At 62.2% G+C, this 22,192-nt stretch carries 24 protein-coding genes; 8 read left to right on the forward strand and 16 right to left on the reverse strand.

The window, feature by feature from the left end; all coding sequences use genetic code 11:
• Positions 1 to 52: 52 nt before the first annotated feature.
• The 4 genes from HDEN_RS07055 to HDEN_RS07070 form a co-directional block, all read right to left on the reverse strand.
• The gene (locus HDEN_RS07055) at positions 53 to 694 is read right to left on the reverse strand and encodes an NrsF family protein (RefSeq protein WP_013215457.1); all 642 of its coding nucleotides are present in this window, start codon (positions 692 to 694) and stop codon (positions 53 to 55) included.
• A complete protein-coding gene (locus HDEN_RS07060) occupies positions 691 to 1,248 on the reverse strand; it encodes a sigma-70 family RNA polymerase sigma factor (protein ID WP_013215458.1) in 558 nt (185 codons plus the stop codon). Before HDEN_RS07060 ends, HDEN_RS07055 begins: the two co-directional genes overlap by 4 nt.
• A gap of 132 nt (positions 1,249 to 1,380) precedes the next feature.
• On the reverse strand, positions 1,381 to 1,767 hold the full coding sequence (locus HDEN_RS07065; protein WP_013215459.1) for a DUF3307 domain-containing protein: 387 nt from the start codon (positions 1,765 to 1,767) through the stop codon (positions 1,381 to 1,383).
• A gap of 220 nt (positions 1,768 to 1,987) precedes the next feature.
• Entirely contained in the window at positions 1,988 to 4,120 is a 2,133-nt protein-coding gene (locus tag HDEN_RS07070; protein ID WP_013215460.1) for a molybdopterin-containing oxidoreductase family protein, read from the reverse strand.
• A 228-nt stretch (positions 4,121 to 4,348) separates the two neighbouring features.
• Between HDEN_RS07070 and HDEN_RS07075 the strand changes: the two genes are divergently transcribed.
• A complete protein-coding gene (locus HDEN_RS07075) occupies positions 4,349 to 4,723 on the forward strand; it encodes a DUF6980 family protein (RefSeq protein ID WP_013215461.1) in 375 nt (124 codons plus the stop codon).
• Between the two features lie 71 nt (positions 4,724 to 4,794).
• Here HDEN_RS07075 and HDEN_RS07080 read toward each other — a convergent pair whose 3' ends face one another.
• The 3 genes from HDEN_RS07080 to epmA all read right to left on the reverse strand — a co-directional run bounded on the left by HDEN_RS07080 (position 4,795) and on the right by epmA (position 7,459).
• Positions 4,795 to 5,865: a lysine-2,3-aminomutase-like protein gene (locus HDEN_RS07080; RefSeq protein ID WP_013215462.1), complete on the reverse strand. Its 1,071-nt coding sequence runs from the start codon at positions 5,863 to 5,865 to the stop codon at positions 4,795 to 4,797.
• Positions 5,862 to 6,347, reverse strand: coding sequence for a GFA family protein (locus HDEN_RS07085; protein ID WP_013215463.1), 486 nt, complete (start codon positions 6,345 to 6,347; stop codon positions 5,862 to 5,864). The genes HDEN_RS07080 and HDEN_RS07085 overlap by 4 nt, the downstream gene beginning before the upstream one ends.
• Before the next feature lie 62 nt (positions 6,348 to 6,409).
• The gene (gene epmA / locus HDEN_RS07090) at positions 6,410 to 7,459 is read right to left on the reverse strand and encodes an EF-P lysine aminoacylase EpmA (RefSeq protein ID WP_013215464.1); all 1,050 of its coding nucleotides are present in this window, start codon (positions 7,457 to 7,459) and stop codon (positions 6,410 to 6,412) included.
• Positions 7,460 to 7,613: 154 nt separating this feature from the next.
• On the opposite strand from epmA, the gene efp reads away from it, so the two are divergent.
• Positions 7,614 to 8,183: an elongation factor P gene (gene efp / locus HDEN_RS07095; protein ID WP_013215465.1), complete on the forward strand. Its 570-nt coding sequence runs from the start codon at positions 7,614 to 7,616 to the stop codon at positions 8,181 to 8,183.
• 51 nt (positions 8,184 to 8,234) lie between these two features.
• Here the strand turns inward: efp and HDEN_RS07100 are convergent, their stop codons facing one another.
• The 6 genes from HDEN_RS07100 to HDEN_RS07125 all read right to left on the reverse strand — a co-directional run bounded on the left by HDEN_RS07100 (position 8,235) and on the right by HDEN_RS07125 (position 13,049).
• Complete coding sequence (locus HDEN_RS07100; RefSeq protein ID WP_013215466.1) at positions 8,235 to 9,446, reverse strand: molybdopterin molybdotransferase MoeA; 1,212 nt, start codon at positions 9,444 to 9,446, stop codon at positions 8,235 to 8,237.
• 4 nt (positions 9,447 to 9,450) lie between these two features.
• Positions 9,451 to 9,945, reverse strand: a complete 495-nt coding sequence (gene moaC / locus HDEN_RS07105) for a cyclic pyranopterin monophosphate synthase MoaC (protein ID WP_013215467.1) — start codon at positions 9,943 to 9,945, stop codon at positions 9,451 to 9,453.
• Complete coding sequence (trpC, locus tag HDEN_RS07110; RefSeq protein ID WP_013215468.1) at positions 9,942 to 10,745, reverse strand: indole-3-glycerol phosphate synthase TrpC; 804 nt, start codon at positions 10,743 to 10,745, stop codon at positions 9,942 to 9,944. Before trpC ends, moaC begins: the two co-directional genes overlap by 4 nt.
• A 3-nt stretch (positions 10,746 to 10,748) precedes the next feature.
• On the reverse strand, positions 10,749 to 11,747 hold the full coding sequence (gene trpD, locus HDEN_RS07115) for an anthranilate phosphoribosyltransferase (RefSeq protein ID WP_041921926.1): 999 nt from the start codon (positions 11,745 to 11,747) through the stop codon (positions 10,749 to 10,751).
• 62 nt (positions 11,748 to 11,809) lie between these two features.
• Positions 11,810 to 12,406, reverse strand: coding sequence for an anthranilate synthase component II (locus HDEN_RS07120; RefSeq protein WP_013215470.1), 597 nt, complete (start codon positions 12,404 to 12,406; stop codon positions 11,810 to 11,812).
• Positions 12,407 to 12,530: 124 nt separating this feature from the next.
• Positions 12,531 to 13,049, reverse strand: a complete 519-nt coding sequence (locus HDEN_RS07125) for a SixA phosphatase family protein (protein ID WP_013215471.1) — start codon at positions 13,047 to 13,049, stop codon at positions 12,531 to 12,533.
• Positions 13,050 to 13,160: 111 nt separating this feature from the next.
• Here HDEN_RS07125 and HDEN_RS07130 point away from each other — a divergent pair, with 111 nt between their 5' ends.
• Complete coding sequence (locus tag HDEN_RS07130; protein ID WP_013215472.1) at positions 13,161 to 13,562, forward strand: hypothetical protein; 402 nt, start codon at positions 13,161 to 13,163, stop codon at positions 13,560 to 13,562.
• 25 nt (positions 13,563 to 13,587) lie between these two features.
• Here HDEN_RS07130 and trpE read toward each other — a convergent pair whose 3' ends face one another.
• On the reverse strand, positions 13,588 to 15,195 hold the full coding sequence (gene trpE, locus HDEN_RS07135; RefSeq protein WP_049775235.1) for an anthranilate synthase component I: 1,608 nt from the start codon (positions 15,193 to 15,195) through the stop codon (positions 13,588 to 13,590).
• A gap of 14 nt (positions 15,196 to 15,209) precedes the next feature.
• On the reverse strand, positions 15,210 to 17,096 hold the full coding sequence (locus tag HDEN_RS07140) for a SurA N-terminal domain-containing protein (protein WP_013215474.1): 1,887 nt from the start codon (positions 17,094 to 17,096) through the stop codon (positions 15,210 to 15,212).
• Positions 17,097 to 17,310: 214 nt separating this feature from the next.
• Here HDEN_RS07140 and tpiA point away from each other — a divergent pair, with 214 nt between their 5' ends.
• From tpiA to HDEN_RS07165, 5 genes are all read left to right on the forward strand, one after another.
• The gene (gene tpiA / locus HDEN_RS07145) at positions 17,311 to 18,087 is read left to right on the forward strand and encodes a triose-phosphate isomerase (RefSeq protein ID WP_013215475.1); all 777 of its coding nucleotides are present in this window, start codon (positions 17,311 to 17,313) and stop codon (positions 18,085 to 18,087) included.
• The gene (locus tag HDEN_RS07150; RefSeq protein WP_245256750.1) at positions 18,084 to 18,728 is read left to right on the forward strand and encodes a dihydrolipoyllysine-residue succinyltransferase component of 2-oxoglutarate dehydrogenase complex; all 645 of its coding nucleotides are present in this window, start codon (positions 18,084 to 18,086) and stop codon (positions 18,726 to 18,728) included. The genes tpiA and HDEN_RS07150 overlap by 4 nt, the downstream gene beginning before the upstream one ends.
• Before the next feature lie 109 nt (positions 18,729 to 18,837).
• Positions 18,838 to 19,215 (forward strand): preprotein translocase subunit SecG, encoded by a 378-nt coding sequence (gene secG / locus HDEN_RS07155; RefSeq protein WP_013215478.1) that lies wholly within the window; start codon positions 18,838 to 18,840, stop codon positions 19,213 to 19,215.
• 112 nt (positions 19,216 to 19,327) lie between these two features.
• The gene (locus HDEN_RS07160; RefSeq protein ID WP_013215479.1) at positions 19,328 to 19,918 is read left to right on the forward strand and encodes a hypothetical protein; all 591 of its coding nucleotides are present in this window, start codon (positions 19,328 to 19,330) and stop codon (positions 19,916 to 19,918) included.
• Positions 19,919 to 20,028: 110 nt separating this feature from the next.
• Positions 20,029 to 21,657 (forward strand): CTP synthase, encoded by a 1,629-nt coding sequence (locus HDEN_RS07165; RefSeq protein ID WP_013215480.1) that lies wholly within the window; start codon positions 20,029 to 20,031, stop codon positions 21,655 to 21,657.
• Between the two features lie 115 nt (positions 21,658 to 21,772).
• On the opposite strand, the gene HDEN_RS07170 is transcribed toward HDEN_RS07165, so the two are convergent.
• A complete protein-coding gene (locus tag HDEN_RS07170) occupies positions 21,773 to 22,030 on the reverse strand; it encodes a hypothetical protein (RefSeq protein WP_013215481.1) in 258 nt (85 codons plus the stop codon).
• Positions 22,031 to 22,192 lie beyond the last annotated feature (162 nt).

Genomic DNA, 22,192 nt, shown 5'->3' on the forward strand with positions numbered 1-22,192 from the left:
CCGCGAAGGCGGCCATCCACGCAAGCAGCAACGAGCGATTGTCAGGCGTCGGCTACCAGCGCAGGAAGCGCGCGCCGATCATTGCGCCGAGGGCGGCCATCAGTGCGAAGCCGAAGGGGTACCAGGCCATGACGAAGAGCGGACTGTCGTCGGCGCAGTGGCTAGCATAGAGCGTCGCCGCGATCGCTGCCGAGAGGATGCCGCCGACGGCGCCTGCAATCGCCGGGTTGGCCGGAGCCCCGCACTTCAAGGCATAGAGGATCGCCGCGAAGGGTGCCAAAGACAGCAGCGGGATCGTGACCATGCAATAGAATGAATTGTGGCCGATCATCCGCGCCTGCCAGGCGTCGGCCGGTACCGAAATCATTTCGAGTGCAATTCCGCCGATCAGCAACACGGGGCCAAGCGCCAGCCACCACAGTCGCTTGTCGAGCTTGAAATCGGGTCGTGACAAGCCGCGAACGAGCAGGAAGGCGGGAACAGCGAGGCTCAGCGTCACGACAAACTTGAACAGGAAGCGGATCGACGTCGATGCCGCTTGCGCGAAATCGGCGCGCATCCCGAGGGTTGCGAGGAAGGCGGCGAGCGACAGTAGCGCCCCGATGCCGACGGCGACGGCGAGCGTGCGCGCAATCGGCTGCTCGACGCTTTTGGCATCGGCGGCCAGGGCTTTGATGAGGTCGTCGGTCTTCATCGGCTCTTCTCTTGATAGGTATCGGCCAACGCCTTCAGGCTACGATGCAGGGCGACCCGGACGGCGACTTCGGTCATCCCTAAGCGATCGGCAACGTCACGCGCCGAATGCCCGTTGATGCTGATCGACTGGACGATGTCGCGGTTGCGATCCGACAGGCCATTCAGGATGCGCGCAACATCCTGGGCGTCGATCGAGGCTTGTTGATCGTCGCCTTCGATGTCGAATTGCGTCAGGTCGATCGGGATCTCCGGACGCCGGCCGCGACGGCGCAAATCGTCGATCATCTTGTTGCGTGCGATTGCGAGTACCCAGGGTCCCAAGGGCATAGCTGGGTCCCAGGTGTGCCGCTTCAAGTGGATCGCCAGCAAAGTGTCCTGCACCACGTCCTCGACATCGTCGCGCGCCACGCCGACGCCGGCAAAGCCGCGCCGCACGGCACCTCTCAAAAGCCGCGAAAGGTCTTCGAGCAACGTGCGGTATGCGGGTTCATCGCCCGCTGTTGCGGCGCGCATCAGCGCCGACCACTCCGCGTCTCGTGCCTTTCGGTCCAAGGTTTCGCCTTTAGGATATTTCGCCAGAGAGCGCCGAAACGTTACGGCGGCGTCGTTTTTTGCGGTCGGCAGGTTTGGCTCGCTGCATATGGCAGAGAGATAGCGGGAATCGCAAGGTGGCCGTTTGCCCGTTCAGGTAGCCGGCAGCCAGATCCAGAGCAGGGCGACGTAGGTCAGTCCATGAAGAAACTGGTCGAAGCCGAGTGCGCACCAATATTGCCGGTCGGCGAACTTCCAGCCGTAGTGGTGGACGATCTGCTCCTTGGCCCAATCGATGTGATAATGAACGAGAAATTCGCCGGCGAGCAGCGCGAGCGCAAGTCCCGCGCTGCCGCCCGGAAACAGGAAGAAGACCGGCGCCGTCAGCAGGATATGGATGAGGGCGTGAAGCAGGCCGCCCGGCGCGCCGTAGATCCCCTTCTGGCGATAGATCATCTGCGTCTGCAGAAAGAAATCCGCGACGGCGTGTTTGGCCAGCAGATACGTCATGGCGGCAAGAGCCGCGTGCGCGGGGGACATGGACATCCAGTGCTGAAGCGGCCTCGCTCCCGCATTCTTTTACGAAATGCTCGGCTCCGGCAGAAGAGCGGGCGGCGTCTTTTTTACCAAGGCGTTGGTTAGCGCAGGTGTCGTGTGCGGGACTGTTCCCTGGGGAACAGGCAGCTAAAAAACGTAAAGCCGTTCCGGGCGAGAATTCGTCGCCCGGAACGGCTTCTGTTTGTGTTCGTCGTCGTGCCGGTCAGTTGACGCGCTGCACCTCGACGAGATTGTCGGAGAACGTCGGGGCTCGGCCAAGTCCGCACCAGGCGTCGGATGAAATGCAGTTTACCGAGCCGTCGGAGCGGTTGAGCGAGCGCCAATAGCCGAGTGTCGCCACGACGACGCCGTTGGGCACGTCGTCCGTCACGTGCGCCAGACCTTCGAAATCGCCGCGATCGTTATAGACCCGCACCGGATCGCCTTCACGGATCGATCGCGTCGTCGCGTCACCGGGCGAGATCAGCACGAACTGATCGCCTTGGGTTTTGATCTTGTGCGGTTCGTTGGCGTAGCAGGAATTCAGGAACGCGTGGCTTTTCGGTGAGATGATATTCAGCGAATAGAGCTTGGCGCGTTCTGGATTGGTCTCGGGCCGTTCGCGTGCCGGGATGTAACCCGGCAGCGGATCGACCGGCTCGCCCGACTGCTCGCCGTCGTACATCGCGCGGAACGGACCGGCGACGAAGTTCTTGGCGTCGTGCAGCAGGAACTCGACCTTGCCGGACGGTGTCGGGAAGTGCCCCTCGGCGTGCGGTATGCGCGTGTCGGCATTGCCGACGTCGATCTTATAGAAGCCGTGCTTCTTGAAATACTCCATGTCGATGCCGCCCATCTTCGGGTCGGACCAATTGATGTATTCCGCGCACAACTCGCTGTCGGTCATTTTGAAGACGGGATCGTCGAAGCCCATTTCCTTGGCGAGCAGACGCCAGACTTCGCTCGTCGGTTTGCATTCGCCGGGAGGTTCGACGGCCTTCTGATTGTAGGTCATATAGAAATGACCCCAAGACCACATCATATCTTCGGCCTCGCCGGCCATTGCGGCGGGCAGAACGATGTCGGCGTATTTTGCCGTGTCGGTCAGGAAATGCTCGGCGACGACGGTGAACAGGTCCTCGCGCTGCAGACCCTGGACGATCTTGTTCGTCTCGGGTGCCTGCGAGACCGGGTTCGTGCAGAACACGAACAGGCTTTTGATCGGCGGATCAAGCGGCATCTCGCCGGTCAGAGCCGCGCCGAGCTTGAGGTTGTTGACGACGCGCGTGCCGGGTTTGATCCAGTCGGGGCGTGCGGCCTTGGCCCAGTCGATCGGGAAATCCCAGAGCGGCATTTGCAAAAGGCCGCCGCCGACATGGCGCCAGGAGCCGACGAGTGCGGGTAGGCAGCAGGCGGCGCGAATTGCTTGCCCCCCGCCGACGCTTCTCTCAAGAGCAACGCCGAGACGAATGACGGACGGTTGCGCCGTGGCGAACTCGCGGGCGAATTTGGCGATGTCGGCCGCTTTCACGCCGGTGACTTTCTCGACGTACTCCGGCGTAAATTCCGCAGCGCGTTCCTTAAGCTCCGGATAGCCGTACGTGTACTTGTCGACGTAGTCGTGATCGACGAGGCCTTGCTCGATGATCGAATTGATGAAGCCCATCGCCAGCGCGCCATCGGTGCCGGGGCGGGGGCAGATGTGCCAATCGCCAGCCTTCGCCGTGCGCGAGCGATAAGAGTCGATGACGACGACTTTTGCGCCGCGCTTTTGCGCCTCGAGCACGAACGGCCAATGATGCAGGTTGGTCGAGATCGAATTGCACGCCCAGATCACGATATATTTCGCATGGACGAAGCTTTCGGGATCCACCGCGCCCGTTGGGCCGACGGTCAGCAGCCATGCGGTCGACGAGCCGGAGGCGCAGAACGTCTTCTCGTTGACCGTCGATCCGAGCTTGTTGAAAAACGGGTCGCCGGAATTGATGCCCTGCACGAGGCCCATGTTGCCCAAATAACTGTAGGGCATGATCGCCTGGCTGCCATACTCGGCGATGATCGCGCGCCAGCGCTTGCCGATCTCGGAAATCGCCTCGTCCCAGGTGATGCGTTCGAACTGCTTCGAGCCTTTCGGCCCAGACCGCCGCATGGGGTACATCAAGCGGTCGGGGTTGGCGTGATGGTCGTGGAAGTCCTTGAGTTTGACGCACAGGCCGCCGCGCGTCATCGGGTGCTCTTTATTCCCGCGCACGTAAGACAGGCGACCGTCGACGACTTCGTAGATCATCGAGCAGGTGTCGGGGCAATCATGCGGACACGCCCCGAAAAAGGTCTCACGCTTCAGCTGTTCGTTCATTGTTCCTCCCGCCGTTTTTTTCGTTGTTCCGTAGGTAATCCTACGCGTTGATTTGCGTCAATTTGGCATTAGACGGTGCCGTTCCCAAGCAAAATCGTTGCTTGGATCAGCATTCCGCTGCGATAGCGGACGCCCGAATTTGCTGATTTTTCAGGGACAATCTATGCATTGATCGTATGATATCAGCCGGTTGGACCGGTTGATCCGCATGCGTGGAGCGAATGATCCGTGAGCAAAGCACTTTATCCTGACCGGCGCGTTCTGTGGATGCCGATCGGGGATTGGAAGCCGCCGTCAAAGTCGGCTGTGCATTGCTGCGCTGCAATGGTGAAGGCGCTCGAGTTTGATTGCGATCAGCACATCGATCCGTTCGAATGTGCGGACTCTCTCATCGTCTACAATGAGGCGATGGACGAGTACGGGCTCATCATTCATGACGGCAGTGCGTCGTATCTCCTGATCGACCACTGCCCGTGGTGTGGAACGGGATTGCCCGAGAGTGCGCGCGACAGGTGGTTTGATGAAGTCGATGCGCTCGATCTTGCGGAGGCCGCTGACCCGCCTGCCAAGTATTTTTCAGGCGAATGGCGGCGGCGGGGCTAGAGACGTGAGTGGTGAGTGGGCGCCATGGCCCCGGTTCCTCCTGTACGGGAAGACACCGAAGTAACCCGTCGTCAGGGGATGTCGGGGGCGGAGCAGCAGTCGTCGTAGATGTGTTCCTGATCGTATGCGTCGCGGAGGCGCGTCCTGCCGGAGGACTCGAGGCTCGCGTAGGATTCCAGCGGCACCTTGCCATGTGCGCCGGGGAGATCGAGCACATATGTCGGCAGTGCGAGCCCCGAAAGCCGCTTGCGCAATTCGCGCATCACGGCTTGCCCTTTCGCGATCGTGGTGCGGAAGTGGGCGGTGCCGGGCGCGAGGTCGCCATGATGCAGGTAGTAGGGCTTGACGCGCAGTTCGACGAGCGTGCGCATCAGGTCTTCGAGCGTATCGGCATCATCGTTGACGCCCTTGAGCAGCACGGTCTGGCTGACGAGCGGGATGCCGGCATCGACGAGCTTTGCAACGGCAGTGCGTGCCGATCCCGTCAATTCGCGCGCGTGATTGGTATGAAGACCGACGAACACGGTCTTGTGCGTGGCTTTCAATGCGGCGATCAGCTCATCCGTCACACGATCGGGATCGACCACCGGCACGCGCGTATGCCAGCGCAGGATTTTTACATGCGGAATGGCCGAAAGCATCTCCGTCACCTCGCGAATGCGGCGCGGTGACAGAACGAGTGGATCGCCGCCCGTCAGGATCACCTCCCAAACGGCGGGCGTTGCGCGGATGTAAGCGACGGCGGCGGCGAGATCATCGGCCGAGAGGGTTTCGCCATTGGCAGGGCCGACCATTTCGCGGCGGAAGCAGAAGCGGCAATAGACCGGGCAGACGCTGGCGATCTTGAGCAGAACGCGGTCCGGGTAGCGATGGACGACGCCGGGCGCTGGGCTTTTGATGCGATCGCCGATCGGGTCTGCACGTTCGGCCGCGTGGGTTTCAAGCTCGCGCGCATCGGGAACGAATTGCCGGGCTATGGGATCGGCCGGGTCATTGGGATCGATAAGATCGGCAACGGCGGGCGTAACGGAGATGGCGTAACGCGCGCCGACATTGTTCAACGCGTCGCGCGCGGACGCCGGCGCAAGCTCTGCAGCAATCAGGTCGTCGACCGACGTCAGTTTTCGTGGCGTGCGTGTCATCGTTTGGGATGCTGCTCCGGCCACTGTGCCGTGTCGTGATCGGGATGCTGATATGACACCATGTCGTGCAAGAACGGCGCGGCATTGGCATCGGCCAGTGTGTGATGGGAGGGCAGCGCGCCGATCGTGTCGACGTAGGGCAGCTTGCCCTCGATGCCCCATTGCAGTTTCGGCGTGATATCCGCCGGGTTGTCGAAGGCGCCGATCGCGAGCGCGATGCCATCGGGAGCTTCATAGGTCAATGGGGTGCCGCATTCGGTGCAGAACCCGCGCTCGACGAAATTCGACGAGCGGAATTTCTTCGGTGTGCCGCGCGTCCAGGTGAGCTTGGCGTCGCGGACCGAGACGAGCGGGGCGTAGAAATTTCCGAATGCCTTCTGGCACATCCGGCAATGACAAACGGAGGCGTCGCCCAGGCTTCCTTCGACGCGAAATCGAATGGCGCCGCATTGGCATCCGCCAGAATGTGTTTCGTTCGGCATGGCCTGTCTCCATCTCCCTTTCGCCTGGTCTTGTGCAGGGAGAGGGGAGCGATTGTTGCGCCCTATGTGCCGCTATCGGGCAGCGGCGTCCAGATGACCTGTTCGATGCGCTCGGCGCCGGATGCGAGCATTGCCAACCGGTCGAAGCCGAGAGCGCAGCCGGACGCGGGAGGCATCGCCGCGAGCGCGCTCAGGAAATCCTCGTCGATCGGGTATCGTTCCCCGTAGATGCGGGACTTATCGGCCATCCATGTTTCGAAGCGGCGGCGCTGCTCGCCGGCATCGGTCAGCTCGCCGAAGCCGTTCGCCAGTTCGACGCCGCACACGTAGAGTTCGAAGCGCTCGGCGACGGCGGGGTCGAGCGCCGTCGGGCGAGCGAGAGCAGCCTCGTTGATCGGGTATTCACACAGGATCTCGGGCCGATGGACGCCGAGCCCCGGTTCGATCTTTTCGACGAGAACCTTGCTGAAGATGTCCGACCACGTATCATCGTTACCGACACGAATGCCTTGAGCCTGCGCGTGCGCGGCGAGCCTATCGCGATCGACCGACGTCGCGGTCATCGTTTCATGCAGCGGAATGTCTGCGAAGTGCACGAAGGCCTGATAGAGCGTCGTCCAGTCATAGCCCTTGGTCAAATCGCACGACTTGCCGCGATACGACCATTGCATCCGCTCGCAGGCGCGGGCGGCGATATACAGGATCGATGCGCAGTCGCTCCAGAGCGTCTCGTAGGGCTCGCCCGCGCGGTACCATTCGAGCATGGTGAATTCGGATGCGTGCAGCTTGCCGTGTTCGCGGTTGCGGAAGACCGGGGTGAACGTGAAGATCTTCGTCTCGCCCGCGGCCAGCAGCTTCTTCATCGCGAATTCGGGCGAGGTATGGAGATAGAGGTCGCGGCGCGTCAAATCCGTGCCGACGAGTTCCGTCCGGAAGGCATGCAGATGGGTTTCGTTGCCCGGAGAAACCTGCAGGCATCCGGGCTCGACCTCAATGAAACCTTGCGTGGTGAACCAATCCCTTAACGCTGTCTTGATGCGCCCGCGCGCCACAAGAAAGGGCCTGCGATCCGAATGCCGGCCGGGATTCCACCAGGGAGACGCTTGCGACATGGCTGAAAAATGGGCTTTCGCGGTGCCGTTGCCGCACTTGGCGGCCGAAAGGTAAGCAGGTAAGAGGACGCGACAGATTCCCCGAAGGGTTGCCGCCGACCGGCCGCCAATGCGGCGGACGCGGCTATTTTGAATTTGAGAACGGAGACGTTAGGTGGTCAAGGTTATCGCAAGCTCGGTCCGCAAAGGCAATGTGCTCGATCTCGACGGAAAGCTTGCCGTCGTCATGCACGCGGAAAACATCCACCCCGGCAAAGGTACGCCCGTCACCCATCTCGAAATGCGCCGCATCGCCGATGGCGTGAAGGTGACCGAGCGCTACCGCACGACCGATCAGGTCGAGCGCGCCTATCTCGATGAAAAGGACTTCAATTATCTTTACGAAGACGACATGGGGTACAATTTCATGCACCCCGAGACCTTCGATCAGATCACGATCTCGAGGGATGTCGTCGGCGATCAGGGACAGTGGCTGCAGGAAGGCATGACGTGCCTCGTGGCGCTGCATGAAGGCAACCCGATCTCGATCGAGCTGCCGGCGCGTGTCACGCTCGAAATCATCGAAGCCGACCCGGTCGTGAAGGGGCAGACGGCGTCGTCGTCCTACAAGCCCGCGAAACTTTCGAACGGCGCCCGCGTGATGGTGCCGCCGCACATCGGCACGGGGACGCGCGTCGTCGTGATGACCGTCGATGGCTCATATGTCGAGCGTGCGAAGGACTGATCGGGTTTAACTCGATCTTGCGCCGCACGGTTTACGTGCGGCGCGCGATGCTCAGATGTCGAGCTTCAACACTTTCACAGGACTTCCCGCAGGTTGCGCGGGGGCGTCGATGGGGACCACGATCAGGCAGTCGGCGCACTGCAGGGCCGTGATCATTCCGCTGTCCTGATTTTTGAACGGAACGGCGCGCGGCGGTGCGGTCGTGAGATCGAGCCGGGCGCGCATGTAATGCTCGCGCGGGCCGTTAGCGGGTAGGGCATCGCCGAGTACGGCGTCGATGGCTTCGAGCGGAACATCGCGGCCGAGCAGGCGCCCGAGCAGCGGAACGAGAAACACGCGCGAGCAGATCAGCGAGGCAACCGGATTGCCCGGCAATCCGAGGCAGTGCTGCTGATTTTTCCCTGCGGTTCGTGATCCGAAGAACAGTGGTTTTCCTGGGCGCATCGCGATCTTGTAGAACGCGAGCTTCGCTCCGGCGTTTTCCAGTGCCGGGCGGACGAGATCGTAATCGCCGACCGACGCGCCGCCGATCGTCACCAGGATGTCGGCGCCATCGGCTTGTCGAATAGCATCGTCCAGGGAGTCGAGCGTATCACGTGCGATCCCGAGGAGGCGTGCTTCGCCGCCTGCCGCTTCGACGACGGCTGCGAGGCCGAAGGAGTTCGACGCGGAAATCTGTCCAGGTCCGAGCGGCGTTCCCGGCTCGACGAGTTCGTCGCCCGTCGCGAGCAACGCGACGATGGGTTTGCGCACGACGGGCAGCGTGCCGTGTCCGGCGGCGGCTGCGAGAAGGATATCGCGCGCGGTCAGGCGCTGGCCTTTTTCAAAAAGCGCGCGGCCTTTGGTGAAGTCCTGGCCTTTCGGGCGAACATTATCGTCGCGATCGGCGGCTTCGCGAAAGGTGACGGCCGCGCCGTCGGCCGTGACGTTTTCCTGAATGACGACCGAGTCCGCGCCGCTCGGCATCGCCGCACCGGTGAAGATGCGTACAGTCTGACCTTTTGCGACGGTGCCGGAGAACGGCTGGCCGGCTCCGGCTTCGCCGATCAATTTGAGTGTAACCGGAACCTCCGAGACATCCTCGGCGCGGACGGCATATCCGTCCATCGCGGACGCGTCGAACGGCGGATTGTCGACGCGTGCTTCGATCGAACGCGCGAGCGTGCGGCCAAGCGCGTGACGAAGCGAGACGTCTTCCGTTTCGAGAGTGTCTGCAGATTCCAGAATGTGCTTCAGCGCTTCGGCGACGGGAAGCAGCGCCATGACGTCAACGTCCTTTGGGTCGTGCGGGAGCTTTGAAGGTTCCCGATTTTCCGCCTGTCTTTTCGACGAGGCGAATGTCCTCGATGGTCATCGTTTTGTCGGCCGCTTTCAGCATGTCGTAAAGTGTCAGACATGCGACGGATACGCCCGTCAAAGCTTCCATTTCGACGCCGGTCGGGCCTGCGACCTTGACTTCGGATAAGACGTGGATGCCGGGAGGCGATTTCGAGATCTCGAATTCGATCGTCGCCTTGGTGATGGCGAGCGGATGGCAGAGCGGGATCAGCTCGTGCGTTTTCTTGGCAGCCATGATGCCGGCGATGCGCGCCGCGCCGATTACGTCGCCCTTTTTCGCTTCGCCCGCTTCGACGAGGGCGAGCGTTTCCGGCTGCATGCGGATGAAACCCTCGGCGACGGCACGGCGGTCGGTCACGGCTTTATCGGACACGTCGACCATGCGGGCTTGGCCCTTGTCGTCGATGTGGGAGAGCTTGCTCATTGCGAGGACGCGCCGCCGAGCAAGGTTTTCGTCGCGGCCGTCACGTCGGCCTGGCGCATCAGGCTTTCGCCGACGAGATAGGTGTGGACGTGCGCCTTCGCGAGGCGCGCGATGTCGGCCGGTGTGAAGATGCCGCTTTCGCCGACGACGATGCGGTCCTTCGGAATTTTCGGTGCGAGACGTTCCGTCGTTTCGAGATTGACCTCGAACGTCTTGAGGTTGCGATTGTTGATGCCGATCAGGCGGCAATCGAGTTTCAGCGCGCGATCGAGTTCTTCCGCGTCGTGCACCTCGGCGATGGCGTCCATCTCCCAATCCTTGGCCGCGGTCGCGAGATCGCGGGCCGTTGCGTCGTCGACTTCCGCGAGGATGATCAGGATGCAATCGGCGCCCCAGGCGCGTGCTTCCGCGACCTGATAGGTGTCGATCATGAAGTCCTTGCGCAGCACCGGCAGATGCGTCGCCGCGCGCGCAGCGGTGAGAAAATCCGGTGCGCCCTGGAACGAGGGCGTATCGGTCAAGACAGAAAGGCAAGCCGCGCCGCCCGCTTCATAGGCCTTCGCGAGCGTCGGCGGATCGAAGTCGGCGCGGATCAGACCTTTCGACGGCGACGCCTTTTTGATTTCGGCGATCAGCGCGGGCTTTTTGGCTTTGAGCTTTTCTTCGATCGCGCCTGCGAACGGGCGCACGCGCGGCGCGGATCGCGCGTATTCGGAAATGACGCGCAGAGGCTTAAGGGTTTTGGCGCGGGCCACTTCTTCGCGTTTGTAGGCGGTGATTTTGTCGAGAATATCGGCCATCGGTCACACCGTATCGTTGGTAACGGCGACGAGACGGTCGAGCGCTTGTGCCGCGCGGCCGCTGTCGATGGATGCGGCGGCTTTCGCGATGCCGTCCGGCAAACCGTCGGCCTTTCCGGCGACGATCAAGGCGGCGGCGGTATTCAGGAGAACGATGTCGCGATAGGGGCCCGGTTCGCCCTGCAGAAGCGTGCGGATCGCCGCTGCGTTCGTTGCCGCGTCGCCGCCTTTGAGAGCCGCGATATCGCTGCGGGGAAGGCCCGCGTCTTCCGGCGTCAGGTCGAATGCAAAGATATCGCCGTTCTTGAGTTCGGCGACGTGCGTCACGCCGGTCGTCGTCAATTCGTCCATGCCGTCTGCACCGTGCACGATCCAGGCATGTTCGGAGCCCAGCTTGCGAAGCACTTCTGCGAGCGGCTGAACGAGCTTCTTGTCGTAGACGCCGAGGATCTGGCGCGTGACCTCGGCCGGATTGCACAGAGGTCCGAGCAAATTCAGGATCGTGCGCAGACCGAGATCGGCGCGTACCGGAGCCCATGCCTTCATCGCGGGATGATAAAGCGGCGCCCACAAGAAGCCGACGCCCGCATCGGCGATCGCGCGGGAGACGATGACTGGCGGCACGTCGAGCTTGACGCCGAGCGCTGACAGAACATCGGACGCGCCGGAGAGCGATGTCACCGCGCGGTTGCCATGCTTGGCGACGATCGCGCCTGCGCCAGCTGCAACGAGCGCAGCGGCCGTCGATACGTTATAGGTTCCGCGGCTGTCGCCCCCGGTTCCGACAATATCGATCGACCCGGGTGGCGCATCGACCGTCGTCATGCGGCTGCGCATGAACTTCGCAGCACCGGTGATTTCTTCCCGTGTTTCTCCGCGCAGGCGCAGACCCATGAGGAACGCGCCCATCGCGACCGGCGGGGCAATGCCGGACATCAAGAGATCGAACGCGTCCTGAATGCCGTCTTCGCCCAGCGTCTCGCCGTCGGCGATGCGGTTCATCAGGCGTTTCAGTTCGCGAGCCGGGTTCGCGACAATCGAGGTGTCGGGCGCTGTGCTCACGGTCAGGCCGCCTTACGGCTTTTCGGCGTGAAACCCGCCAGCGCGAGGAAGTTTGCGAGCAGCGCGTGGCCCTGCTGCGAAGCGATGCTTTCCGGATGGAACTGGACGCCGTGCACGGGATGCGTCTTGTGCTGCAATCCCATGATGATGCCGTCGTCGGTTTCGGCGGTCACCTCGAGGCAATCCGGCAGCGTTGTGCGTTCGACGATCAGCGAATGGTAGCGGGTGATGTCGAATTGTTTCGGCAGGCCCTTGAAGATGCCCTTGCCGGTGTTGGTGATCGTCGAAAGCTTGCCGTGCATTGGCACCGGGGCGCGGACGACCTTGCCGCCGTAAGCCTGTCCGATGGCCTGATGACCAAGGCAGACGCCGAGCAGCGGAATTTTCGAACCGGCCTTTTTGATGAGATCGAGGCAAACGCCCGCTTCGTTCGGCGTGCACGGTCCTGGAGAAAGGACGATTGCCTGCGGCTTCTTTTCGAGGACCTCGTCGGCCGAGACCTTGTCGTTCCGGATCACGACGCTTTCGGCGCCAAGCTCGCCTAGATAGTGCACGAGATTGTACGTGAAGCTGTCGTAGTTATCGATCAGAATCAGCATGTTGGCCTTTGTGCGCAGGATGGCTTCAGACGCCCCGCAGCGGGATTTCGAACCTATCTAGCAGACACGCGGCGGGGGGCGACACAAGAATATGGTCGTCCTAAACCCGCGCTTCAAATGCGCTTCAGGCGCGATCGCGCGGGGTGATGAATTGTTCGAGGTATCCGGACGCGGGGCCGACATCGCGCCAGGCCGTTTGCGGGAACGTCAGGATTGCCAGAGAGGCGGTCGGAAATTTGTCTTCGAGACGCGATATCGATTTGGCGTCGCCGCGTCCGGCCAGCTGCAGTGCAAGCTCGTGCAGGCCGGGGTTGTGGCCGACCATCAGGACTGTTTTGGCGGGCGCAGGGACGCGGCGCAGGCGATCGAGAAGTGTCTCGGCGTTCGTTAGATACAACTGCTCCTCGAACACGACATCGTCGCGCGGCTCGCTCAATTTCGGATCGATGAGGTGCAATGTCTGGCGCGTACGTTTGGCCGGAGAACAGAGAATGATCTCGGGTGCGAACGGAAATTCGCGCAGCGCTTCACCCATGACGGGCGCGGCGGCTCGGCCGCGTTCGTTGAGCGGCCTGTCGAAATCATCAAGGTCGCTGGCGTCCCAGCTCGATTTTGCATGACGAAGGAGTGCGAGAGAAAGCATTCTGATCCGGAGCTGGCGTTACGGCAGTTCGCGCAAGTCTACAGTACGCCGCTGGTGCCGTTAAGCGGGTTGGTCAAAGTTCGCACTGCCGCAATGAAAGGCTGGTGACAGATGGACTACGTGCTCGCGCCTTTCCTTTGGCTCATCGGAGTTTTGGTTAGCATCGTCTTCTGGATCGTCACGCAGATTCTATGGATATTGCTGTGGTTGATCCTTCCTCTCCTCGTCATCGCGTTCGTTGCCCTGCGGATTGCTGAGCGCGTACTTGGGCAGGAGAAGGTGCGCGGGTGGGTGCGCGCAAGAACGCAAAAATACGGGTCGCAGGCGTCGAAGCGCGCGCAGAGATGGATTTTTGCGTTGGGCGTCGTGCCGGTGCGCGTGCTCTTCTGGTTCGTGTTTTATGCGATCTGGCACAGCATCGTCAGTCTCGTCTGGCGGCCGCACTGGTCGCCGTGGCAGCGCGCGTGGGGCAGGCGCTGGCGAAAAGAAGAACAGTTGCAGCCGAAGACTTGATCTGAGCGAAGTTGCGTTCGGAGCGTCAGCCGAACGCACCGCCGTTGCCGCTGCCGGTTCCGATCTTGCCGGACGTCACGGTGCCCTTCGATGCGAAGCGCACTGCTTCCTCGGCGGCTCTGACGACGGCTTTCGCCTTATTGATGCATTCCTGCTGTTCGTTCTCCGGAATGCTGTCGTGGACGATGCCGGCGCCGGACTGCACGTGAATCATGCCGTCCTTCACGATGGCCGTTCTGAGCACGATGCAGGTGTCCATCTCGCCACCGGCGGAGAAGTATCCGACGCATCCCGCATACGGGCCGCGCTTGGCCTTCTCGAGTTCGGCGATGATTTCCATGGCGCGGACTTTCGGCGCCCCCGATACGGTGCCAGCCGGGAAGCCGCCCATCAATGCGTCGATCGCATCGTGATTGGCTTCATCCAGTGTCCCGATGACATTCGAGACAATGTGCATGACGTGGCTGTAGCGCTCGATGACGAATTGGTCGGTGACCGTGACGGTGCCCGGCGTCGCGACGCGGCCGACGTCGTTGCGGCCGAGGTCGAGCAGCATCAGATGCTCGGAGCGTTCCTTCGGATCGGCGAGGAGTGCCGCGGCGAGAGCCTTGTCCTCGGCTTCGTTGGCTCCGCGACGGGCGGTGCCCGCGATCGGGCGGATCGTTACCTCGCCATCGCGCACGCGCACGAGGATTTCGGGCGAGGAGCCGACGAGCTGGAACGAACCGAAGTCGAGATGGAAAAGAAACGGCGACGGGTTCAGTCGCCTGAGCGCGCGATAAAGCGCAAACGACGGCAAGGCGAACGGCGCGGAGAAGCGTTGCGAGAGCACGACCTGGAAGATGTCCCCGGCCTTGATGTACTCCTTCGCTTTCGCAACCATCGCCATGTATTCCGGCGCGCTCGTATTCGATTGCGGCTCATGAAGCGTCGCGGGCGCAGCGGCTGCCGACGATCCGTGCTGCAACGGCACGTCGAGGCTTTCGATTGTGGCGGTCAGACGCGCGATCGCGGCTGCGTAGGCATCGTCGGCCGAGACTCCGGCAGCGGGACGCGCGGGCGTCACCAGCGTCATCTCATCCTTCACGTTGTCGAAGATGAGCATCAACGTCGGGCGAATGAGGATCGCGTCGGGCACGCCCAAGGCATCGGGCGTCATCTCGGGTAGCTGCTCGATCAGGCGAACGGTGTCGTAGCCCATGTAGCCGAAGATCCCGGCTGCCATCGGCGGCAGGGTTTCGGGCAATGCGATCGCGCTTTCGGCGAGCAGGCGGCGCAGCGACGGCAGCGGCGGTCGATCATCCGGAGTGAACGCGGCCGGATCGGTCATCGGCGTCCGGTTGATGTTCGCCGTGTCGCCGTTGGCGGTCCAGACGAGGTCGGGCGAAAAGCCGATGACGGAGTAACGCCCGCGCGCCGAGCCGCCCTCGATCGACTCGAGCAGGAAGCTCATGGGGCGCCGGTCGCAAAGTTTCAGGTAAGCTGAAACCGGCGTTTCGAGATCGGCGACGAGGCGCGTCCAGACGACCTGCGCCGTGCCGTTTTCGTAGGCCTTCGCGAAGTCGCTGCGGCTGGGAAATACCTCCGTAGCGGCTCCGGCTCCTGCGTCGTTGGCCGACGGCGCTGACGACAATGTGGTCACCTGATCTACTCTTGCGTGACGCCGACGGCCGACTTCAGCTCGGCCTGATTGACCGAGGCTCCGAAGCGCTTCTTCAAGGCTTCGGTGTATTCGGTGAGCGATTGATTGGCCAACTCGTCTTCGAGGCGGCGGGTCAACTCATCGGTTTCCGTCAACGTCAGCGCGGCGGCTGGCGTGACTTCGGCAACGCGGAACACGATTTCGGTCGTATTGTCGCTCGATGGGCCGTGACCGGCTTTGCCTTTTGCAAGCGCGAATGCCTGCGCCACCATCGATTGGCTGATGCTTGGCGGGATCGTCTTGCGGGTGATCGGTTCCGTTTTTTCGACCTTGCCTTTGGCCTCGGCTTCGATGGAGGCAATGGGCTCGCCGGCGTTGACCTTGTCGGTCAGCTTCTTGGCAAGCTCGTCGAGCAGACGGTGATGCTCGGAGGACATGTAGTCCTGCTTCACCGCGTCTTTGACTTCGTCGTACGCCTTCTGCTTCGGCGCGTCCGTCGAAAGCACGTTCACCCATGCGTAGCCGTCGTTCGTGAGATCGATGGCCGAGTCGTCGCCGGTGTCGGGTGCGAAGGCGCGTGCGGTGATTTTGCGGATGTCGGCCGTCTCGAGGACAGGCTTGCCGTCGGGCCCAAGTCCGGTGACGTCGGTTGCCGGGATTTCCTTGTAGGTGAGCTGCAGCTGATCTGCGACCTCTTTCAGCGTTTTGCCGGCGAGACGCGCATCCTCGACGTCGTCGCGTTTGCTCTGCAGATTGCCGTGAACTTTGTCGTTCGCGAGCTTGTCGCGCACCTGTTCCTTGACGTCGGCGAGTGTTTTCGTCGTGCCCGGCTCGATCTGAGTGACGCGAACGACAACGGTCGCGAAACGTCCATCGATGACGTCCGAATACTTGTCTTTCTCGAGCGAAAAGGCCACGTCTGCGACCTTCGGATCGATCAAGGATTTCTTGGTGATAAGGCCGAGATCGACATCGGTATCCTTGGCGCCGGTTTCCTTCGCGACATCGGCTAAAGACTTCGTCCCGTCGCGCAGCGCTTTCAGCGCCGTTTCGGCCGTCGCGCGGTCCTTGAATGCGATCTGCTGGACGCGGCGCTGCTCCGGCGTGTTGAAGCTGTCCTTGTCGGCCTCATAGGCCTTGGCGATTTCGTCGTCGGTGATGGTGATGCTCTTCTTGAGGTCGTCGGGCGTCAGCATCAGCACCTGCACCTTGCGGTATTCCGGTGTCATGTACTTCGCCTTGTCGTCTTCGTAGCGCTTCTTGAGCGTTGCCTCATCAGGCTCGGCGACGGTGACGGCCGCGGGATCGATTTTCACCCATTCGAGAACGCGCTTCTCCTGATTGTAAGCGTGGATCTCATCAAGAAGCGGCTTCGGGACCGTCTGGCCTTTGATCAGGGCGCTGACGATCGCACCGCGCAGTTCGTCCTTGCGGCGGAGGTTGAGGAAGCCCTGCTCGCTCATGCCGATCTGCTGCAGCAGGCCTTCGAAACCCTGTCTGTTGAACTTGCCGTCGGTCTGGAAATTCGGATCGGCCTGAATGCCTTCGGCGAGTGTCTTGTCGGAAATCGCGAGCCCAAGCTGATCGGCGTGCGCTTCGATGGCTGCGCCGGCGATCATCTGAGCCAGCACCTGGCGATCGAGACCGAACGCATGCCCCTGCTCGGCGCTCAGCCGCTGATTCGACTGGCGTGAAATGCGATCCAGCTCGTTCTGATAGGAGCGGCGAAATTCTTCCGCGGAAATTTCGGTGTGGCCGACCTTGGCGACGAAGCCGCGTCCCCAGCCTTGGAACACGTCCGCCACGCCCCAGATTGCGAAGCTTACGCAAAGAAGTCCGAACAGAAGCTTGGCGACCGGTGTCTGGGCGCCGCGTCTCATTGCGTCGAGCATGGGTATAGAAATTCCCGTTGATGGAAGCGTGACGCTGCCGCGCGGGAGGGCGTAGGGTCAAACGGCTTCGTGGCGGACAGCCCCACGTGACGGGGCGGATCAACATGATATGAAGCGCAGGCTGTCGCAGATTGCAAGGGCGCAGGGTGCCCGAACGCCAATCCGGAGAAAGCTGCGAAGAAAACGGCGGGTCCAACATTAAAAAAGGGACACTATGGCAGGGCAAGGACACTCTATTCGGCCGCTCGTTGCCGGCAACTGGAAGATGAACGGTCTTAAGGGAAGCCTCGCCGAAGCCGTGGGCGTTCGGGACGCGCTCGCCGGTCCGTTAGCCTCGATCTCCGCCGATGTCATGATCGCCCCACCGGCAACGCTCATCGCGCCGCTCGCTGAGATTTCAGCCGGATCTCGTCTGGCGGTCGCGGCGCAAGATTGTCATGCGAAAGCTTCAGGCGCGCATACCGGTGACGTTGCAGCGGAGATGCTCAAGGACGCGGGCGCGGCGGCTGTCATCCTCGGCCATTCGGAGCGCCGGGCGGATCACGGCGAGACGAATGCCGAAGTCAAAGCAAAAGCCGCTGCCGCGCATCGCGCGGGCCTGATCGCGATCGTCTGTATTGGGGAGACGCAGGGTGAGCGGGCTGCCGGGGCGACGCTAAAAGTCGTGTCGCGGCAACTCAAGAATTCGCTGCCTGAGGGCGCGACCGCCGCGAATACCGTCGTTGCGTACGAACCCGTGTGGGCGATCGGCACCGGGCTGACGCCGACGCCTGCCGACGTCGAACAGGTCCATGCCGCCATCCGGCGCGATCTTTCGGAAGTCACCGGCGCGGAAGGGGCGAACATCCGCATTCTTTACGGCGGCTCCGTCAAACCGGATAATGCTACGGAGCTGATGGCGATTCCCAATGTCAACGGCGCGCTCGTCGGCGGGGCGAGTTTGAAAGCCAGTGATTTTCTGGCCATACTTCGGGCTTATGAGGGCCGATGATGCTTTCTGGACGCTTCTGTTGGCTGGTCTTCGCCGCTGTTCTCGTTCCGGTTTCCGCGCACGCGACGAAGCCGAAGCTCGATAGCGACACCTGCGTGCAATTGCGCGCGGAGGAGAAGAAATTCCGCCAGTCGGGCATCCTCAACGACATGAGCAAGGGGCCGGAGTGGGCGAAGGCCAACCTGTCGGCGGCGCGCTTGCGCGAGGTGCAGCACTACATCGAACTCGACGAGCAGGTTCAGTTCGGCTGCCGGGATGCGCGGCTTTCGGTCGATGCCTTGAAGGCGAGTGCGGCCGCAGAGCGTATCGAGATCAACTCGGATGCCGATCCGACGATCCCGGTCGTCAAGGACCCGGTCAAGCCGGGCGCGGTGCCCGCAGCCAAAAAGCCGCCCGCGGAGAAAACCACGCGCAAAAAGCCCAAGACCGGCGATCCGAAGTCGGGCAGCCTCGAATCGCCGGGAAGAGCAGCTTCGGCGCGCGCGGCGGCATCTCCGTCCGTGCCGCCTTCCGCCGCAGACGGGACTGCGTCGACGAGCGCCTCGACGGCACAATCTCCGGGTGTTTCCGGCGATCAGGGTGAGAACCAACTGATGTTCGGGTTTGGTGAGACCATGGTGATGCCGCATTCGGGGCCATGATTTTAACCGGCCTGGGGCTGGCCGGAACCGGCGCGCTGGTGTATAGCGGCCCGTCGCGGGCGAAATTTGCTCCGTTCAACAACGCTAAATTGCTGGATTCGAGACCACTATGGCCACCGTTCTCCTCGTCATTCATCTCATGATTTCCACGGCCTTGGTCGGTGTGGTCTTGCTGCAGAAATCCGAAGGCGGGGCGCTCGGCATCGGCGGTAGCGCTGGTGGCGGCGGCGGATTTCTTACCGGGCGCGGAACGGCGAACCTGCTGACGCGCACGACGGCGGCGCTCGCAGCCGCATTTTTCGTCACCAGCATCTCGTTGACGTTGCTGGCGCGGCATTCCGTAAATGCCGGCTCGGTATTCGATTCGACGCATCCGGCGGGCGCGCCTGTGACCGGCCCTGCGACGCCTGGCGAAAGCGCTCCTGGCCGTGGCGGCATCCTGGACAAGCTGCAGCCGTCGGGTCCGGCGGTTCCGCAGAACCAGTAAGCGCGACCTGCAAAAGCTTTGTTCATAGCGGCTTTCGCTTCCCGAAGGCCGATGGACCTCCGACGCGTTCCCTGCAAGTATCGCTACGGGCGACGGTGGGGGACGTGGGATCATGGCAACGCGCGGTTGGAGCGTTTTGCAGGCGGGTGGCGGCTACAGCGCTATTTCGCGAGGAAAGCGGGCAGTTGCGATCTTAGCGGCGGCCATTGCCGTCGCAGCGATCGGTGGCTGCAGCGCAAATCTGGCCGACGGCTCGACCGCATCTATTGCCACCTATCAGCCCGCCAGTCTGTTTTCGCCGAACGGTTACAGCGTTTCCGCCAATGCCGACGGCAGCTTGCATGTTACGGCCGCGGGGTCTCCGGGCACACCTGCGGCGCGGCTTGAAAAGATCGCGCTGGCGCGTGCTGCGGAATATGGCGACGAGCAGCGCGCGAAGACCTTCAAAGCGTCGGCACCGCAAACTGGCATCACCTGCGGCAAGACGAAAATCGCGACCAAGGAAGGGCAGCTCAACGTCCGGCCGCTGGATTACAGGGCTGTCGCGGTCGATGTGACCTACGATCCCAAGGAGCAGGGCGCCGACGTCCGCCCGACCCGGCAGACCGCCTCAGCGCTCAAGGCCGAGCTTCAATCCGATTCCGTGCCGCCCGAAGCGCAGGCTGCGGCTGCCCAGGAAGTCGCGCAGCACTGCGGCAGGTAGCTGCAACGTAGCCAAATCGGCAACGATCCGGGATTGCGACCTTTTCGGTTGGTGACGATGCAAAAAAGCCGCTTCCGAATCCGGGTCCGGCTGTGCGAGAACCAAGGCCCATGCAACGGTATATCTTCATCACCGGCGGCGTGGTCTCCTCCCTTGGAAAAGGTCTCGCTTCCGCCGCCCTTGGCGCGCTTCTTCAGGCGCGTGGTTATTCGGTCCGGCTCAAGAAGCTTGATCCCTACTTGAATGTCGATCCGGGCACGATGAGCCCGTATCAGCATGGGGAGGTTTTCGTCACCGATGACGGTGCCGAGACGGACCTCGACCTCGGCCATTATGAGCGGTTCACGGGCGTTCCGGCCAAAAAGTCGGATAACGTCACGACGGGGCGCATCTATCAGGACATTCTCGCCAAGGAGCGGCGGGGCGATTTTCTCGGCGGCACCGTGCAGGTCATTCCGCACGTCACCGACGCGATCAAAAGCTTCGTGCTCTCGGGCAACGAGGACGTGGATTTCGTGCTCGTCGAAATCGGCGGCACGGTCGGCGACATCGAGGGCCTGCCGTTCTTCGAAGCGATCCGCCAGCTCGGCAATGAGCTTCCGCGCGGCGCGTCGGTGTTCATCCACCTGACGCTGATGCCCTACATTCCGTCCGCCGGCGAATTGAAGACCAAGCCGACGCAGCATTCGGTCAAGGAGTTGCGCTCGATCGGCATCCAGCCCGATATTCTGCTTTGCCGTTCCGATCGCGATATTCCGGTCGGCGAGCGCAAGAAGATCGCGCTGTTCTGCAACGTCCGCCCCGAGGCCGTCATTCAGGCGCTCGACGTCGCGTCGATCTATGACGTGCCGCTGGCATATCACCGCGAAGGGCTCGACCGCGAAGTGCTCGCGGCGTTCGGCATCACAGGTGCTCCGAAGCCCGATCTCGTGCGGTGGGAGACGATTTCGCGCGGCATCGCGCAGCCCGAGGGCGAGGTCACGATCGCCATCGTCGGCAAGTACACAGGGCTCAAGGACGCTTATAAATCGCTGAACGAGGCGCTCGTTCACGGCGGCATCGCCAACCGGGTCAAGGTCAACCTCGAGTGGATCGAAAGCGAGATCTTCGAGCGTGAAGACCCGGCGCCCTATCTCGAAGGGCTCAACGGCATTCTCGTGCCGGGCGGGTTCGGCGAACGTGGGTCGGAAGGCAAGGTGCTGGCGGCGAAATTCGCGCGTGAGCGCGGTGTGCCTTACTTCGGCATCTGCTTCGGAATGCAGATGGCGTGTCTCGAAGCGGCGCGCAATCTGGCGAACATCCACGACGCAAGCTCGACCGAGTTCGGTGAAACGAACCAGCCCGTCGTTGCGATGATGACGGAATGGATGCGCGGCAACGAACTCGAGGAGCGCCGCCAGGGCGGAGAGCTCGGTGGCACGATGCGCCTAGGCGCTTATGCGGCGGAACTCCAACCGGGCAGTCATATCGCCAAAGTCTACGGATCGACGACGATCTCCGAGCGGCACCGCCACCGCTATGAAGTCAACATGCGCTATCGCGATGCGCTGGAGCGTGCGGGCTTGCGGTTTGCCGGTCTATCGCCGGACGGATTGCTGCCTGAAACGGTCGAGTATCCGGATCATCCATGGTTCATCGGCGTGCAGTATCACCCGGAACTCAAGTCGCGGCCGTTCGATCCGCATCCGCTGTTCGCGAGCTTCATCGCGGCGGCCGTAGAGCAGAGCCGGCTGGTCTAAGACCTTCGAGGTCGCCGACAGCGCTCGGCGATCGTTCAAATCAAATCCACAAACGAAAAATCCCGGCTGTCGAAGCCGGGATTTTGTCTTTGATCTCCTGAGCCGGGCGTCGACGTTATGGCGTCGTCGGGGCGGGTTCTGCCGGAGCAGCGGCCGGTGCGCTGGTTTCTGCCGGCGTCGTAACGGTTTTGACATCGAGGCGCAGTGCGCCCGAGTAGAGCAGTCCGCCGAACACGACGGCGAACACGAGTGCCGTTACCAGCGCGTTCAAGAAGCGGTTGGAGAAAGAGATCAGATTGCCGATCAGATCGAGAACGAAGACGATCACGGCGCCTATCAGAACAGGCTCAATCCAAGGATATTGTTCAAGCATGCTAGTCCCCAAGTCCCTTTTGTTTATGCCGCCTCCCGAGTCGCGGCTTGCAAGCGTTTCTATAGCATAGTGCGGGGAATTTGGCCTATGGCGTTGCACAATAGGGCGGCAGGGATCGCTGGTCGCCGTGCGTGACGCGAAGCATGGGCCGATAGCGGGGCG

The sequence above is a fragment of the Hyphomicrobium denitrificans ATCC 51888 genome (genome assembly GCF_000143145.1).
Taxonomy (GTDB): Bacteria; Pseudomonadota; Alphaproteobacteria; order Rhizobiales; family Hyphomicrobiaceae; genus Hyphomicrobium_B; species Hyphomicrobium_B denitrificans.

Bases quoted from the DNA above. Each gene is read 5' to 3' on its own strand.
- HDEN_RS07160 (WP_013215479.1), top strand. From the start codon at position 19,328: ATGGCAACGCGCGGTTGGAGCGTTTTGCAGGCGGGTGGCGGCTACAGC.
- epmA (WP_013215464.1), bottom strand. From the start codon at position 7,459: ATGTCGCAAGCGTCTCCCTGGTGGAATCCCGGCCGGCATTCGGATCGC.
- HDEN_RS07070 (WP_013215460.1), bottom strand. From the start codon at position 4,120: ATGAACGAACAGCTGAAGCGTGAGACCTTTTTCGGGGCGTGTCCGCAT.
- moaC (WP_013215467.1), bottom strand. From the start codon at position 9,945: ATGAGCAAGCTCTCCCACATCGACGACAAGGGCCAAGCCCGCATGGTC.
- HDEN_RS07085 (WP_013215463.1), bottom strand. From the start codon at position 6,347: ATGCCGAACGAAACACATTCTGGCGGATGCCAATGCGGCGCCATTCGA.
- HDEN_RS07125 (WP_013215471.1), bottom strand. From the start codon at position 13,049: ATGCTTTCTCTCGCACTCCTTCGTCATGCAAAATCGAGCTGGGACGCC.
- HDEN_RS07165 (WP_013215480.1), top strand. From the start codon at position 20,029: ATGCAACGGTATATCTTCATCACCGGCGGCGTGGTCTCCTCCCTTGGA.
- HDEN_RS07140 (WP_013215474.1), bottom strand. From the start codon at position 17,096: ATGCTCGACGCAATGAGACGCGGCGCCCAGACACCGGTCGCCAAGCTT.
- HDEN_RS07055 (WP_013215457.1), bottom strand. From the start codon at position 694: ATGAAGACCGACGACCTCATCAAAGCCCTGGCCGCCGATGCCAAAAGC.
- trpD (WP_041921926.1), bottom strand. From the start codon at position 11,747: ATGAACCGCATCGCCGACGGCGAGACGCTGGGCGAAGACGGCATTCAG.
- HDEN_RS07100 (WP_013215466.1), bottom strand. From the start codon at position 9,446: ATGGCGCTGCTTCCCGTCGCCGAAGCGCTGAAGCACATTCTGGAATCT.
- HDEN_RS07170 (WP_013215481.1), bottom strand. From the start codon at position 22,030: ATGCTTGAACAATATCCTTGGATTGAGCCTGTTCTGATAGGCGCCGTG.
- HDEN_RS07065 (WP_013215459.1), bottom strand. From the start codon at position 1,767: ATGTCCCCCGCGCACGCGGCTCTTGCCGCCATGACGTATCTGCTGGCC.
- HDEN_RS07080 (WP_013215462.1), bottom strand. From the start codon at position 5,865: ATGACACGCACGCCACGAAAACTGACGTCGGTCGACGACCTGATTGCT.
- HDEN_RS07130 (WP_013215472.1), top strand. From the start codon at position 13,161: ATGGACTACGTGCTCGCGCCTTTCCTTTGGCTCATCGGAGTTTTGGTT.
- HDEN_RS07150 (WP_245256750.1), top strand. From the start codon at position 18,084: ATGATGCTTTCTGGACGCTTCTGTTGGCTGGTCTTCGCCGCTGTTCTC.
- tpiA (WP_013215475.1), top strand. From the start codon at position 17,311: ATGGCAGGGCAAGGACACTCTATTCGGCCGCTCGTTGCCGGCAACTGG.
- HDEN_RS07120 (WP_013215470.1), bottom strand. From the start codon at position 12,406: ATGCTGATTCTGATCGATAACTACGACAGCTTCACGTACAATCTCGTG.
- secG (WP_013215478.1), top strand. From the start codon at position 18,838: ATGGCCACCGTTCTCCTCGTCATTCATCTCATGATTTCCACGGCCTTG.
- trpC (WP_013215468.1), bottom strand. From the start codon at position 10,745: ATGGCCGATATTCTCGACAAAATCACCGCCTACAAACGCGAAGAAGTG.